Below are 14454 nucleotides of genomic sequence, written 5' to 3' on the forward strand. Positions count from 1 at the left end.
AACCGCCGCCCATCGCCGGTTGTGCCGAGCATGACCCGCATCGGAAACAGTGACCTCGACGTCTTCCCCCTCTCGCTCGGTGGCAACGTGTTCGGCTGGACCGCCGACCGCGACGCCTCCTTCGCCGTCCTCGACGCCTTCGCGGAGGGCGGCGGCGACTTCATCGACACCGCTGACGCGTACAGCGCCTGGGTGCCGGGCAACAGCGGCGGCGAGAGCGAGACGATCATCGGCGAGTGGCTCGCCTCCCGCAAGCCGGAGGGTGTCGTCGTCGCCACGAAGGTGAGTCAGCACCCCGACTTCCGCGGGCTCTCGGCCGCGAACGTCCGCAACGCGGCCGAAGCCTCGCTGGGCCGCCTGGGCGTCGACGCGATCGACCTGTACTACGCGCACTTCGACGACGAGACCGTTCCGCTCGAGGAGACGGTGGGCGCTTTCGGGCAGCTCGTCGCCGACGGGCTCGTGCGTCACATCGCCGTGTCGAACTACTCGGCCGAGCGCATCCGCGAGTGGGTGGAGATCGCGCAGCGCACCGGCGTGGCCCTTCCCGTCGCGGTGCAGCCGCACTACAACCTCGTGCACCGCAACGACGTCGAGGAGAGCATCATCCCGGTGGCGGAGGAGTTCGGTCTCGGACTCGTCCCGTACTACTCCCTGGCGAGCGGATTCCTCACGGGCAAGTACCGCTCGACGGATGCCGACGGCCAGGGGTCGCCGCGTGCCTCGGGCGCCGCGAAGTACGCGACCGAGGCCGGTCTGCGCATCATCGACGCGCTGGAGGAGATCGGGAACGCGCACGGCGCCTCGATCGCGGCGACGTCCCTCGCGTGGCTGCGGGCGCAGCCCACGGTCGCGGCCCCGATCGCGAGCGCGAGCAGGGTGGAGCAGGTCGCCGATCTGCTCGCCGGCGCGCGGCTCGAGCTCGCCGCCGACGAGGTGGCGCTCCTGAACCGCGTCTCGGAGTGGACGCCCGCGCGCGCCTAGCTGCTCGGCGCCTCGGCATCGCCTCCGATGCCGAGGCGGTGGGCGAGGATCACCGCGTGGATCCGATCGCGTGCCCCGAGCTTCGACAGCACGCGGCTGACATGCGTCTTCACGGTGGACTCGCTCACGAAGAGCGCATCGGCGATCTCGGCGTTGCTGAGCCCCCGGGCGATCGCGAGGAAGACGTCGTTCTCACGATCGGTGAGGGAGCGGAGCAGCTCGGCATCCTCCGCATGCGGTTCCCCGCTCTTGGACGCGCCCAGTTGCGGGGAGACGTGGTCGAGCAGCATCCGCGTGATCCGGGGCGACAGCGCCGCGTCTCCGCGGTGCACCGCGCGGACGGCGGCGATCATCTCGTGGCGCTGGGCGTCCTTCAGCAGGAAACCGCTGGCCCCGGCGCGGATCGCCCCGAAGGCGTACTCGTCGAGGTCGAACGTGGTGAGCACGAGCACGCGGGTGCCGGGATGATCGCGCACGATGGCCTCGGTCGCCGCGATGCCGTCGAGGCCCGGCATCCGGATGTCCATGAGGACGACGTCGGGCCGCAGCGCGGCGGTCTGGGCGATCGCCGTGCGGCCGTCGCCGGCCTCTCCGATCACGACGAGGTCGCTCTCCGCCTCGATCACCATGCGGAATCCGAGCCGGATCAGCTCCTGGTCATCGACGAGGAGCACGCTGATCTGCTCTGTCATCACTTCCTCTTCTCCGAATCGTCCGCTGTCCTGGTGTCGAGGGGGATCGTCGCGCGCAGCCGCCACCGGGAACCCTCCGCGCGACCGTAGTCGATGCGGCCGTGCACGTGCGCGACCCGCTCGGCCAGCCCCCTGAGCCCGAACCCCGACGGCGCGGTGGAGGGCACGGCTCCGTCGTTGACGATCTCGATCGTCACGTCGTCGGCGGAGTTCTCGACCCGCACGGCGATCGTCTTGGCCGTAGGCGCGTGCCTCATCGCGTTCGTCACGCCCTCCTGCACGATGCGGGAGACCGCGTGCTCGATCGCGGGGCTCAGCTCCGCGCTCCCGGAGGTGGAGAGGGTGACGGGGAAGCCCGCCCGTTGCGCGTTCACCACCGTGTCGTGCGGAGCAGGCGCCGTGATGGGCGCCAGCGGCAGGGGAGCGTCATCGTCTCGCAGCACGCCGAGCATCGAGCGCATCTCGCCCAGGGCGGAGCGGGCGGTGTCGGCGGCGGCGGTCGCCGCGGCCCGGGCGCGGGCGGCATCCGGCGTGGCCGCGGCTCCCTCCGAGAGGGCGACGATCACGGTGAGCGAGTGCGAGACGATGTCGTGCATCTCCCGGGCGATCCGTGCCCGCTCGGCGGCCGCAGCAAGCTGGGCCTGCTGGTCTCGTTCGACGAGCAGCTGCCGTGAGCGGTCGATGATCGCAGCGACGTAGCGTTTGCGGCCGCCCACGTTGATGCCGATGAGCGTGCCGATGAGGGCGACCACCAAGTTGCCGATCAGCGCGTTCAGGGCGGTCTGGAGCGAGATCGCTCCGACCCCCGCCAGCCCTCCGGCGACGACGGCCAGACCGGCCAGCCCGTACCCGAGTCCCGCCCAGGCGGCGCGAGTCGACACGTACACGGCGAGGGAGTACGCCGCCACCGTGACCATGGGCGTCCCCCCGGGAACACCGAGGAAGAGGAAGAGCACCTCGGCGGCGAACGCCGCGGCGAACGCGACGATCGGATGCCGGCGCCGGAAGAGCAGCGTGACGCAGGCGACGAGGACCGAGAGCGGGATCAGCACCGCGATGACGATCCCGAACGGCTCGGGGAGATCGGGGGAGGAGTCTCGGCTGGGAACGATCGAGACGAGCAGACAGAACAGGGCGATCAGCACATCCGCGAAGAGCGGGTGCCGTGCCCAGAAGCGGCGGAACAGCCCGGGAGGACGCGGCAGCCGCAGCCCGTCGTCCTCGCGGACGTCGGCGCTGCGGCTGCGCGTCTTCTTCACGGAGCGACTCTACGCGTCGCGAGTGCGCAGCACCGCCCAGGCGCCGAGCATGCCCGCGACGACCCAGCCGGCCAGCGTCAGGTAGGGCACAGGTCCCTCGAGCGTGGCGCCGTCGGGGAGGATCGCGCTCTGCGCGGCGGCGACGGGGAGGTAGGTCGCGGCATCCAGCACCCACTTCCACGTCTCGCCGGCGAAGGCGAAGAAGTTCGCCACGATCGGCAGCACGAACAGCAGACCGACCGTCGCCGCGATGGCGCCGGCGCCGGAGCGCAGGATGAAGCCGAACGCCACGCCGATCAGGGCGAACACGGCCATGGCGAGCGACGAGACCAGGATCGGCAGGAGCGAGGCGGACGCGTCGGACCAGTCGATGCTCTGCTCTCGACCGGAGACCACGACCGACACCGCGAGCGCAGCGGCGCCGAAGATGATGAGCGACGACACGAACAGGAACGCGGCGAGCACGGTGGCCTTCGCGGCGAGGACGGAGCCGCGCACGGGGTTGGCGGTGAGCGTCGAGCGGATCATGCCGGTGGAGTACTCGCCGGTGACCGAGATCGCGCCGAGGATGCCCGCGAGGAGCATCGTGAACTGGATCGGCATGACCACGGCGTTGATGGGGTCGAAGCCCGGAACGTCGATGGCCTGGGCGATGAGCATCGCGATGCCGATCGTGAGGACGGCGGTGATCGCGATCGACCACCAGGTCGAACGCACGGTCGCGAGCTTGATCCACTCGCCCTTCAATGCGCGGAGGAACGTCAGGCGCTGGCCGGAGCTCGTGCGGACGGGAGCCGCAGGAGCGGCCTGGACGGCGGTCATGAGATCTCCTTGGTGCGGTACTCGACGGAGTCGCCGGTGAGTGCCAGGTAGGCGTCCTCCAGCGAACCGGTGGTCGGGGTGAGCTCGTGTAGCGGGATGCCGCGATCGGCGGCGAGGTCGCCGATACGGGATGCCGGGAGCCCGACGATGTCGAGGAGACCGGGCTCGGTGGTCACGATCTCGACCGCAGGGCCGGCGACGGCCGCGGCGAGGTCGGCGGCGCGGGGGGTGCGCACGCGCACGGTGTTGGTCGTCCATGCGCGCACCAGCTCGGCGAGCGGGGCGTCGGCGAGGACCTGTCCTCGTCCCATGACGATGACGTGGTCGGCGGTCTGCGCCATCTCACTCATGAGGTGGCTCGACAGCAGCACGGTGCGCCCCTCGGACGCGGCATGGCGGACGAACTGACGCACCCAGCGCACGCCTTCGGGGTCGAGGCCGTTGACGGGCTCGTCGAGGATGAGGGTGTGCGGGTCGCCGAGCAGAGCCGAGGCGATGCCGAGCCGCTGCCCCATGCCGAGCGAGAACCCGCCCGCACGCTTGCGGGCGACGGGGCCGATGCCGGCGAGATCGATGACCTCGTCGACCCGGGAGGAGGGGATGCCGTGCGTCGCGGCCATCGCCCGCAGGTGGTTCCGCGCCGTGCGTCCGGTGTGGACGGCCTTCGCGTCGAGGAGCACGCCGACCTCGGTCAGCGGCGCCTTCAGCTTGCGGTACTCGCGCCCGGCGATCGTCGCGCGGCCCGACGTCGGCTGGTCGAGACCGACGATCATGCGCATGGTGGTGGACTTGCCCGCGCCGTTCGGCCCGAGGAAGCCGGTGACGCTTCCCGGCTTGACCGTGAACGACACGTCCTGGACGGCGGTCTTGTCTCCGAACCTCTTCGTGAGGCCTTCAGCTGTGATCATGCCTCCACGCTAGGCGGCGGCATCTCGACCCCGCGTCCTCCTCAGGTACCGTTCTCGGCGGCGGGGTCCCCCATGTGACGGACTACGGATCGACGATGTCGAAGGTCATGTCCTCGGGGCTGGGACCCCACGGGCCGAAGATCACGTCAGGATCGTAGACATCGGCGGCATGCTCCTCCGGGGGACCCCAGAAGCCGTCGGCGTCGAGTGCACGGAAGGTGAACCAGTACCAGCCGACCGCATTCACGCGCAGCCGCTTCACGGCGTGCCCTGTCGCGTCGAGTGCGAAGACCGCCGAGTACCCCTCCATCGTCGAGACGTAGATCCGTCCGTTCGCGGGACCCGTGGCCGAGATCACGATCCCGGTGGTGCTGGCCTCCTCGACCAGCATGTCCTCCATGCCCGTGAGCTCTTCGAACCCGGCCACGACGATGGGCAGCACGGTGAAGCTGCCCATCGTGGCGGCCGACTGGTTCTGGGCGTCGAAGGACCAGGCGCGGTAGTCGTGGGTCCCGGCGGCGAGCTGCAGGGTGCGGGGGTCGAACGCCCAGGCGCCGTCCGCGGCGACGTCAGGTGTGTACCGCCGACCGTCGATCTCGACGGCGACGGCGGACCCGGGCGTCGCCGTGCCGGCCAGCGTCGGCGGAAGGTAGCCCGAGTACCCGGACGGAGTGGTGACACCGGGCGTCAGTGCGGAAGTCGGCTCCTCCGATGGTCCGGGGGTTGTGCCGGGCGCGGTCTGCGGGCGATCGGGAGCCGTCGGCAGATCGGCGTCCGGATCGTTGACGAGATCGACGGAATCGATGGAGGGGTCAGCGTTGCGGCGTCCGAGGGTCGGTGCGTGGGGTCCCGTCGTCGGAGCCGACGACGGGAGTGCCTCCGTCCCCCCGGACCGCGGCCCTGTGGTCTGCGGGGCGGTGACCACCGGACGCGAAGAGGTCGCGTCGATCGCCGAGGGCGCCGCCTCCACGGGGGCGCCCACCAGGATCGTCGCGAGGAGCAGTCCGCCGATCGAGAACGCGCCCACTCCGCCGGCGAGGAGGCTGGCCACCCCGAATCCCGTCGACGCCGTGATGAGCGCTGCCGCTGCAGCCGTGCCGGGGGCCAGCGCGGAGCCCGACGGGATCGCGACGCCGAGAGCGCCGAAGCCGACGGCGGAGAGCGTGACGCCCTGCAGACGGCGGGCATCGCTGCGCAGGCTGAGCAGCAGCTCGCCGCATCGGATGCACGAGTCCACGTGGGCGGAGATCTCGGCCGTGAGGTCGGCATCGTCGGGCTCGGTGAGATGGCGGGGGAGGAGCCGGGCGACGTGATCGGGATCATCGCGCAGCAGCGCGGGGACCTGCTTCGTGAGCCACTGGAACCTCAGTCCCGATCGCGCCCTGCGATGGAGCGCAGACACGGCGTTCGGTTTGATCCCGAGCTCCTTGGCGATCTCGGGGCGTGCGACGTCGGCGACCTCCGCCAGCCACAGCACGCGCTGCCAGCGCTCCGGCAGCTCCTGGAAAGCGCCGAGGAGCTCGTTGGCGTCGGCTTCGCGCTCGACCAGGCTCAGGGCGTCGCGGAAGTCGATGCGATCGGCGTCGGCCGTATCGTCGACGCGGTACGCCTCCGTGCGCCATCGGATCGCGATGTTGCGGATGACCGCCTTCAGATACGACCGGAACGCGAACTCCGGACCCTTGTCGGTGGTCGTGACCTGCTGATAGATCGCGAGGAACGCCTCCGACACGAGGTCCTCGGCACGAGAGGGGAGCAGCCGCGACGCCTGCCGCAGGGCGGCGCCGATGTGCCGCTCCCACAGCACGACGTACGCATCGCGATCACCGTCGCGCAGGGCGCGGAGCAGTTCGGCGTCGCCACGAGAATCTTCCACGCTTTCCCTCCCAGAAAACGCACGCTCATTCCCCCGACGAGCAGACGATCGATCGCTCGCGCCGGGTGGGCGACGCGCGGTCGATTGGACTTGTCCTCATGATAGGTGTCGCGCGCGTCGGTGCAGCCCCTCCGGACGCCCCACGCGCCCGCCGAACGGCGTCGGCCGGAGGAGGGGGCTGCACCCTGGGGATCGCGGGGGGAGGGCTCCCGTGATCGATTCCCATAGGGAAGGAGCGGAGGAGGGCGGAAAGGTGACGCGACGGTCCGCCGCTATCCGGCGGCGGCGGCCGCCTGACTCGATCGCGCGGCGCGGTCGGACTCGGCGACGAGGTAGCCCTCGGCCCAGGCGATGCGCGCGAGCTCCAGCTTGGATCGAGCAGGCCGGCCGATGACCGTGTACTTGTCCCGCACGCGCTTCAGGTACTTCCTGGCGGTGTCGTGCCGCACGCCGATGCGCTCCGCCACCTCCGCGATCGTGAGGCCCGAGGCGTACAGCGCCAGCGCCCGCTCCTCCTGCCTGCTCAGTCGAAGCGTCTGATCCGCGCCGTGGATCGTCGCCTGGGCACGTGCGGTGATCATCGTCCCCCCGCCCAGCGCGGCGTCGGCGGCGAGCAGGAACTCGTCCTCCCCGTCCGAGGTCGACACCACGGCGTCGATGCCGAGTTCGACCAGCCTGCGCGCGGCGCTGCGGTTGCGCAGAGCAGAGAGCACGAGCACGCGCATGCCGGCCTCGCGCAGCGCGGCGATGAGGTCGAGATCGCGCGGCGGATCGACGTCGGTCGGCAGATCCAGCACGAGCAGATGCGGCCACCGCGTCCGATCCGTGCGCTTGAGCCAGGCCATGAACATCGGGAGCGTCGCGCCCGTATGCACCACCTCGAGCTTCAGATCGTTCGCCAGCAGCTGCGCCGCGCGCGTGCGCTGCAGCACCGACTCCTCCACCACCGCGGCGCGGCGCACTCGCCGCGCGTCGACACGGTCGTTCCGCATCGATACCTCCCCTGGTAGCGGGAGCATCCGTTCGGCAGGCCTCGGGTGACCTGCTGGGGACCGGATCCGGATGCTCCCTTACAGGGAAGGTGCACGTTCGGCGGGAAAAGTGACGCGGGGGTCACGCGTGACCCCCGAAAGGGGTCACGGACACTGTCAGGCGGGCGGTCGACCGAAGATCGCGGGGTCGACCGGACGCTGCGATCGCGGCAGCTTCTCGACCACGAGGAGGTACGACTCCGTCACCAGCTCGGGGATGAGATCCGCCTCCAGCGATGGCCCGGGCAGCAGCGTGATCCAGTGCTTCTTGTTCATGTGGTAGCCCGGGACGATGTCGGCGAACGTCTCCCGCAGGGCCACCGCATCATCGGGGTGGGATTTCAGCGTCACCCGACCCGTGCCGTCGAGAGGGGTCAGCAGGAACACCCTGCCGCGGACCTTGAACACGTCCCACTCGGGGCCGAACGGGTTCTCCCGCTCGGACCCGGGGAGCTCATCGGCGCGCGCGGACGCCAGGGCGATCAGTTCTGCGGCATCCATGTCAGAAGAGCCGGTCCGTGCCCTTGTCGTCGGCACGGGGCACCGCGACCACCCGCTCATCGAGGGATGCCGCCGCCAGCAGCGCCTCGTCGATGAGCTCGCGGTCGCCCTGCGCGCGCAGCCAGTCTTGAGCGAACGCGGTGGGGATGAGCACGGGCATCCGATCGTGGATGCCGACCAGGTGCGCGGGTGCAGGTCGCATGACGATCGAGTAGCACGTGTACCACTCGCCGTCGTCTGTGCGACCGCGCTGTGTGACGGCGGCCATGCCGAAGAGCCCGCCGCCGTCGAGCCCGAATTCGTGCCAGACGCGTTCGGGCTTCTTGAGCTCGTACCATCCCGTCGCCGGAACGAGCGCGCGCGAGCGCAGGCTGCCGGGGCGCTCCTGGAGCCGTTCCGACCGCGTGTTGATGGACGGGAACCTCGCGGGCTGGCCGTCGACCAGGAAGCCCCACCACGCCGGTTCGACGGACGTCGAACCGGCGTCGTCGAGGAGGATCGGATTGAGGTTGCGGAGGTTCCTCCCGGTGGGGCGCACGGTCTCGCCGCCGTTGCGGTCGGCCCAGGTGCGCAGAGCGTCGAGCACTGCCTGCTCGGCGGAGTCGAGCAAATCGTCGCTGTCGGTGAACCGGGGGTCAAGGCCGTAGCTCGCGCACATGCTGCCAGAGTAGACCCGGCCCCCGACACGGGCTCGGGTAGGGTCGACAGGTGATCGAGAAGCGCTCCCTGCCCGCCCCGCTGGCACTCGGCGGAGCGGTCGCGATCGGCGTGATGACGGCCGTCCAGGCGCGCGTCAACGGCGTGCTCGGCGTCGAGGTGGGCAACGGGATCGTCGCCGGATTCATCTCGTTCTCCGTCGGACTCCTCGTGCTCGTCGTCGTCATCCCGTGCATCCCGTCGGCCCGCCGTGGCGCGGTGCGGCTGTGGACGGGGGTCCGCGGAGGCACGATCCCGTTCTGGATGCTGCTCGGCGGCGCCTGCGGCGCGCTCACCGTCTCCACCCAGGGCATCACCGCCGGAGTCCTGGGCGTCTCGCTCTTCACCGTGGGCGTCGTCGCGGGGCAGACGCTGCACGGCCTGGTGCTCGACCGCATCGGATTCGGCCCGGCCGGCGTCGTGGCGGTGACCCCCGGGCGGGTCCTCGGAGGGGCGCTGGCCCTCGTCGCCGTCGGCATCTCGCTCTCCGGCGACGTGCTCTCCACCGCGCCGCTGTGGATGCTCCTCCTGCCGTTCGCGACAGGGGTCGGCATCGCCTGGCAGGCCGCGACCAACGGCAGGCTCGCGCAGCGCGTGCAGTCGCCGATCACGGCGACGCTGATGAGCTTCATCGCCGGGACCGTCGCCCTCGCGCTCGCCGCGGGCGTCAGCATCGCCGTCAGGGGGATGCCGCAGCCGCCGCCCGCCGAGCCGTGGCTGTACCTCGGCGGATTCCTCGGCTTCGCCTACATCCTGCTCGGGGCCTTCATCGTCGCGCACACCGGGGTGCTCCTGATGGGGCTCGGCTCCGTGCTCGGTCAGCTCACGGCATCCGTCGTCATCGATCTGATCTGGCCGGTCGAGGCGGGTCCCGCTCTCTGGCAGCTCGCGGCGATGGTCGCCGTCGCCGTCGGATCGGTCGTCGTGGCCGTGCCGCGTCGGCGCGCGCGCTGACTACTTCTTCTTGTCCTTCTTCTTCGGCATCCGCGTCACGAGCTTGCGCGCGTCGACGGGCTTGCGGCGACCGGGACGCTTGCCCGCCGGCTTGCCGCCGACGTAGAGCCAGCCGAGCAGCTCCTCGTCCTTGCCGAGACCGTGCGCCTTGGCGACGGCCTTGGAGCGCGTGTAGTGGCCGGTGCGCCACAGGACGCCCCACCCCGCCTCGTCCAGCAGCAGGCTCAGCGTGTGGGCCACACCGGACGCCACGGCCTCCTGCTCCCACCGCGGCACCTTGTCGCTCTTGCGGTAGCTGGCGACCACGGCGATCAGCAGCGGCGCGCGCAGCGGCTTGGACGACGGCGACTTGTCGCCCTCGGCCTTCGCGATCGCCGCACCCAGCACCTCGCGGTCGGCGCCGCGGAGCTCGATCAGACGCCACGGGCGCAACGACGAGTGGTCGGCGACGCGCCCGGCGGCCGCCACGAGCTGCAGCAGCTCCTCGCGGTTGGGCGCGAGCTCGGTGACCTTGGACCAGGACTGACGGGAGCGGACCGCCTCCAGCGCGCTCACTCGGCGTCCGGGGTGAAGTTCAGGGCGATCGAGTTCATGCAGTAGCGGTCGCCGGTGGGCGTTCCGAACCCGTCGGGGAAGACATGCCCGAGGTGCGAGCCGCAGTGGGCGCAGCGCACCTCCGTGCGGACCATGCCGAGCGTCGTGTCCTCGATGAGCTCGACGGCCTCCGGACGGATGGACTCGTAGAAGCTCGGCCACCCGCATCCGGAGTCGAACTTCGTGCCGCTCTTGAACAGCTCCGCACCGCACGCACCGCACGTGTAGAGGCCAGCGCGCTTCTCGTCCAGCAGCTCGCCGGTCCAGGCGCGCTCGGTCGCCGCCTCACGCAGCACGGCGTACTGATCCGCGCCGAGCTCGTCGCGCCACTCTTCTTCTGTCTTGTCCACGCTGTACGCCATGCCTCCATTCTCGCGCGTCCGGCTGTGAACGGGGTCCGTCGCGACAGAATGGACGGATGACGGATGCCGTGCAGGAGCGCTACGCCCGATTCGCCGAGCAGGAGGCGCCCGGTCGGAGCGATCTCTACGCCGAGTGGGCGCTCGGGGTCGCCGACGACCCGGCGGTGCGTGACGTGCTGTCGCGCATACCCAAGAACCGTCGCCAGCCGCCGCTGGTCTTCGCCGTCACGCGGATGCTCGGCGCGGATCTGACCGCGTACGGCGCATGGCGGGGGTTCGTGCTCGCGCATGCCGAGGAGATCGTCGCGGAGTGCACGGCGAGACGGCTCCAGACCAACGAGCCCCTCCGCCTCGCACCGCTGCTCCCCGTGCTCAGCGAGATCGAGGGCCCCATCGCGCTGCTCGAGATCGGCGCCTCGGCAGGGCTCTGCCTGTATCCCGACCGGTACTCCTACCGGTTCGTCGACGGAGAGGGGATGCCGCGGCGATCGCTCGACCCGGTGGACGGCCCGTCGGCCGTCGTGCTGGAGAGCGTGGTCGACGGTGCGATCCCACCCCTGCGGCTGCCGGAGGTCGTGTGGCGCGCCGGCATCGACCTCGCGCCCCTCGACGCGTCCGACGAACGCGATCGCCGCTGGCTGCAGGGCCTCGTCTGGCCGGGGGAGGAGGGGCGCGAGCAGCGCGTCACGGCGGCGCTCGACATCGCCGCATCCGACCCTTCGCACCTCATCGCCGGCGACGCCCTTGAGCGGATCGCCGCGCTCGCCGCGGAGGCGCCGGACGGCGCGACGCTCGTCATCACCACCCCCGGCGTGCTGGTGCACATCCCCCGGGAGCAGAGGCTCGCGCTCGTCGAGGCCATCCGCGCGCTCCCCGCCAGATGGATCACCATCGATCCGCCGGCTCTGCTCGATGTCTGGGAGCCCCCCGTCGACGATGGATCCTGGAGCGGTTTCGTCGTCGCGCTGGACGGCAGGGTGCGGGCCGCGGCTGATCCGCTCGGACGATGGTGGGAGTGGCGCGGCGGCGACGGCGTCGCGGGGATCTAACCTGTTCTCATGCTGGGAGAGATGACCGAGCGCGATCGTGCGATCCTCGCGTTGGAGACCGTGTGGCCACGGCACAGCGGCGCGAAGGAGGAAGTGATCCGCGCGCAGCTCGGCATGAGCTCGGCGCGCTACTACCAGCTGCTCGGTCGGCTGATCGACTCCGACGCCGCGCTGGCGTACGACCCGATGCTCGTCGGCAGGCTCCGTCGGATCAGGGAGTCCCGTGCGCTGCAGCGCTCGGCCAGGACTCCCGGCTTCGTCGGCTGAGTCCGCGGTTTCGGGCACCGCCCCCGTCGTGATGCGGACGCACAGGCGGGTGCCGCTAGCATCGAGTGGTGTCCAAGCCCACTCGTGACCGATTCGACGACGTCCCCCACTCCGCAGGACGTGTAGGAGCGCATCGCGCCGAAGCCCCCGGCATGAACGGCTGGGTCGTGCTGCTCTGGTCGTTCGTGGCCGCGCTGGTGCTGATCATCGCGGGCATCTTCGGCTCGCTCGTGGTCATGGGCCGCATCACGCTCTTCCCCGAGGCCGTGCCGTCGTCGACGCCGACGCCGGTCGAGACCGGCGTCGTCGACACCGCCTACTCGGTGATGATCCTGAACGCGACTCCGGAGGAGGGCCTCGAGGCTCAGATCCGGGCGAAGCTCATCGACAGCGGATGGACCGCCGACAAGGTCTCCGCCACCGAGAGCGCCAGCAAGGACTTCGCCACGACGACCGTGTACTACGTCGACGACGCGGACGAGCTCGCGGCCATCGGGCTCGCCAACCTCATCGGCGGAGCGGACGTGCAGAAGAGCGACTTCTACGCCTCCATGAACGAGACCGGGGGCAAGCAGCTGACCGTCGTCATCGGCCTCGACCGCTCGTCCTCCGCCCCGGCCACCACGGAGGAGACTCCGGCCCCCTGATCGGTCGGCGGCGCACCCTCCTCGCGGCTTGCACTCGAAGGTGTCGAGTGCCAGAATGGCGTTAGCACTCTCTCACTCTGAGTGCTAAACCCAACGTCTACGTCCAGGAGGGACGACAAAACTCATGGCAAAGATCATCGCTTTCGATGAGGAGGCCCGCCGCGGCCTCGAGCGCGGCCTCAACATCCTCGCCGACGCGGTCAAGGTGACCCTCGGCCCGCGTGGCCGCAACGTCGTGCTCGAGAAGAAGTGGGGCGCTCCCACCATCACGAACGACGGCGTGTCCATCGCCAAGGAGATCGAGCTGGACGACCCGTACGAGAAGATCGGTGCGGAGCTCGTCAAGGAGGTCGCCAAGAAGACCGATGACGTCGCCGGCGACGGCACCACCACCGCCACGGTCCTCGCACAGGCCCTCGTCCGCGAAGGCCTGCGCAACGTCGCGGCCGGCGCCGACCCGATCTCGCTCAAGCGCGGCATCGAGAAGGCCGTCGCGGCGATCACCGAAGAGCTGCTGAGCAGCGCCAAGGAGATCGAGTCCAAGGAGCAGATCGCCGCCACGGCGTCCATCTCCGCAGCCGACCCCGCGATCGGCGAGCTCATCGCCGAGGCGATCGACAAGGTCGGCAAGGAGGGTGTCGTCACCGTCGAGGAGTCGCAGACCTTCGGCACCGAGCTCGAGCTCACCGAGGGCATGCGCTTCGACAAGGGCTACCTGAACCCCTACTTCGTGACGGACCCGGAGCGCCAGGAGGCTGTCTTCGAGGACCCGTACATCCTCATCGCGAACCAGAAGGTCTCCAACATCAAGGACCTCCTGCCCATCGTCGACAAGGTGATCCAGGACGGCAAGGAGCTCGTCATCATCGCCGAGGACGTCGAGGGCGAGGCTCTCGCGACGCTCGTGCTGAACAAGCTCAAGGGCATCTTCAAGTCGGTCGCCGTCAAGGCCCCCGGCTTCGGCGACCGCCGCAAGGCGCAGCTGCAGGACATCGCGATCCTCACCGGCGGACAGGTCATCACCGAAGAGGTGGGCCTCAAGCTCGAGAACGCCACGCTCGACCTGCTCGGCCGCGCGCGCAAGGTCATCGTCACCAAGGACGAGACCACGATCGTCGAGGGTGCGGGCGAGGCGGAGCAGATCGAGGGTCGCGTGACCCAGATCCGTCGCGAGATCGAGAACACCGACAGCGACTACGACCGCGAGAAGCTGCAGGAGCGCCTCGCCAAGCTCGCCGGCGGCGTCGCCGTCATCAAGGCGGGCGCGGCCACCGAGGTCGAGCTCAAGGAGCGCAAGCACCGCATCGAGGACGCCGTCCGCAACGCGAAGGCAGCCGTCGAGGAGGGCATCGTCCCCGGTGGTGGCGTCGCGCTCATCCAGTCGGGCACCAAGGCTCTCGACGCTCTCACCCTCACGGGTGACGAGGCGACCGGTGCGAACATCGTTCGCGTCGCGATCGAGGCTCCGCTGAAGCAGATCGCTCTCAACGCCGGTCTCGAGCCGGGTGTCGTCGCGAACAAGGTCGCCGGGCTGGCCTCGGGTCACGGCCTGAACGCTGCGACCGGCGAGTACGTCGACATGTTCGCAGCGGGCATCATCGACCCGGCCAAGGTCACGCGTTCGGCTCTGCAGAACGCGGCGTCGATCGCCGGCCTCTTCCTCACCACCGAGGTCGTCGTCGCCGACAAGCCCGAGAAGGCCGCCGCTCCCATGGGCGACCCGTCCGGTGGCATGGACTTCTGATCCACACCAGCCGCACTGACAGAAACGCCCCGGCCTCGGCCGGGGCGTTTCTGCATTCCAGGGGGTGT

General features: G+C 70.3%; 16 protein-coding genes. 6 read left to right on the forward strand and 10 right to left on the reverse strand.

Translation table 11 applies throughout. The features are described 5' to 3' along the window. The first annotated feature begins 30 nt into the window (after positions 1-30). Positions 31-984 (forward strand): aldo/keto reductase, encoded by a 954-nt coding sequence (locus ACFVRO_RS09130; RefSeq protein WP_386951487.1) that lies wholly within the window; start codon positions 31-33, stop codon positions 982-984. Here ACFVRO_RS09130 and ACFVRO_RS09135 read toward each other — a convergent pair. The 8 genes from ACFVRO_RS09135 to ACFVRO_RS09170 form a co-directional block, all read right to left on the reverse strand. Then, positions 981-1676 (reverse strand): response regulator, encoded by a 696-nt coding sequence (locus ACFVRO_RS09135; protein ID WP_386951489.1) that lies wholly within the window; start codon positions 1674-1676, stop codon positions 981-983. The genes ACFVRO_RS09130 and ACFVRO_RS09135 overlap by 4 nt on opposite strands. Then, a complete protein-coding gene (locus ACFVRO_RS09140) occupies positions 1676-2935 on the reverse strand; it encodes a sensor histidine kinase (RefSeq protein WP_386951490.1) in 1260 nt (419 codons plus the stop codon). Before ACFVRO_RS09140 ends, ACFVRO_RS09135 begins: the two co-directional genes overlap by 1 nt. Positions 2936-2944: 9 nt before the next feature. After that, entirely contained in the window at positions 2945-3757 is an 813-nt protein-coding gene (locus tag ACFVRO_RS09145) for an ABC transporter permease (RefSeq protein WP_341941545.1), read from the reverse strand. Then, positions 3754-4665, reverse strand: coding sequence for an ABC transporter ATP-binding protein (locus ACFVRO_RS09150; protein ID WP_105675701.1), 912 nt, complete (start codon positions 4663-4665; stop codon positions 3754-3756). The genes ACFVRO_RS09145 and ACFVRO_RS09150 overlap by 4 nt, the downstream gene beginning before the upstream one ends. A gap of 82 nt (positions 4666-4747) precedes the next feature. Beyond that, positions 4748-6541, reverse strand: coding sequence for a sigma-70 family RNA polymerase sigma factor (locus ACFVRO_RS09155; protein ID WP_386951493.1), 1794 nt, complete (start codon positions 6539-6541; stop codon positions 4748-4750). A gap of 272 nt (positions 6542-6813) precedes the next feature. Further along, the gene (locus tag ACFVRO_RS09160) at positions 6814-7533 is read right to left on the reverse strand and encodes a hypothetical protein (RefSeq protein ID WP_386951496.1); all 720 of its coding nucleotides are present in this window, start codon (positions 7531-7533) and stop codon (positions 6814-6816) included. Positions 7534-7689: 156 nt separating this feature from the next. Further along, positions 7690-8073, reverse strand: coding sequence for an MmcQ/YjbR family DNA-binding protein (locus tag ACFVRO_RS09165; protein WP_386951498.1), 384 nt, complete (start codon positions 8071-8073; stop codon positions 7690-7692). 1 nt (position 8074) lies between these two features. Continuing rightward, positions 8075-8731, reverse strand: a complete 657-nt coding sequence (locus ACFVRO_RS09170; RefSeq protein WP_386951500.1) for an SOS response-associated peptidase family protein — start codon at positions 8729-8731, stop codon at positions 8075-8077. 80 nt (positions 8732-8811) lie between these two features. Here ACFVRO_RS09170 and ACFVRO_RS09175 point away from each other — a divergent pair, with 80 nt between their 5' ends. After that, positions 8812-9723: a DMT family transporter gene (locus ACFVRO_RS09175; RefSeq protein WP_386951620.1), complete on the forward strand. Its 912-nt coding sequence runs from the start codon at positions 8812-8814 to the stop codon at positions 9721-9723. Here the strand turns inward: ACFVRO_RS09175 and ACFVRO_RS09180 are convergent, their stop codons facing one another. Together ACFVRO_RS09180 and msrB are read right to left on the reverse strand one after the other, a co-directional pair. Beyond that, the gene (locus tag ACFVRO_RS09180; RefSeq protein ID WP_223586058.1) at positions 9724-10278 is read right to left on the reverse strand and encodes a nitroreductase family protein; all 555 of its coding nucleotides are present in this window, start codon (positions 10276-10278) and stop codon (positions 9724-9726) included. Then, positions 10275-10679: a peptide-methionine (R)-S-oxide reductase MsrB gene (msrB, locus tag ACFVRO_RS09185; protein WP_223586059.1), complete on the reverse strand. Its 405-nt coding sequence runs from the start codon at positions 10677-10679 to the stop codon at positions 10275-10277. Before msrB ends, ACFVRO_RS09180 begins: the two co-directional genes overlap by 4 nt. A 56-nt stretch (positions 10680-10735) precedes the next feature. On the opposite strand from msrB, the gene ACFVRO_RS09190 reads away from it, so the two are divergent. From ACFVRO_RS09190 to groL, 4 genes are all read left to right on the forward strand, one after another. Beyond that, positions 10736-11728: a DUF2332 domain-containing protein gene (locus ACFVRO_RS09190; RefSeq protein WP_386951502.1), complete on the forward strand. Its 993-nt coding sequence runs from the start codon at positions 10736-10738 to the stop codon at positions 11726-11728. Positions 11729-11749: 21 nt separating this feature from the next. Next, on the forward strand, positions 11750-11995 hold the full coding sequence (locus ACFVRO_RS09195) for a DUF3263 domain-containing protein (RefSeq protein WP_386951504.1): 246 nt from the start codon (positions 11750-11752) through the stop codon (positions 11993-11995). A 68-nt stretch (positions 11996-12063) separates the two neighbouring features. Beyond that, positions 12064-12642 carry a LytR C-terminal domain-containing protein gene (locus ACFVRO_RS09200; RefSeq protein ID WP_308116175.1) on the forward strand — a complete coding sequence of 193 codons (579 nt, stop codon included), beginning with the start codon at positions 12064-12066 and terminating at the stop codon, positions 12640-12642. A 124-nt stretch (positions 12643-12766) separates the two neighbouring features. Next, on the forward strand, positions 12767-14386 hold the full coding sequence (gene groL, locus ACFVRO_RS09205) for a chaperonin GroEL (RefSeq protein ID WP_386951507.1): 1620 nt from the start codon (positions 12767-12769) through the stop codon (positions 14384-14386). The last annotated feature ends 68 nt before the right edge of the window (positions 14387-14454 follow it).

The organism is Microbacterium sp. NPDC057944 (assembly GCF_042887445.1).
Lineage (GTDB): Bacteria > Actinomycetota > Actinomycetes > Actinomycetales > Microbacteriaceae > Microbacterium > Microbacterium natoriense.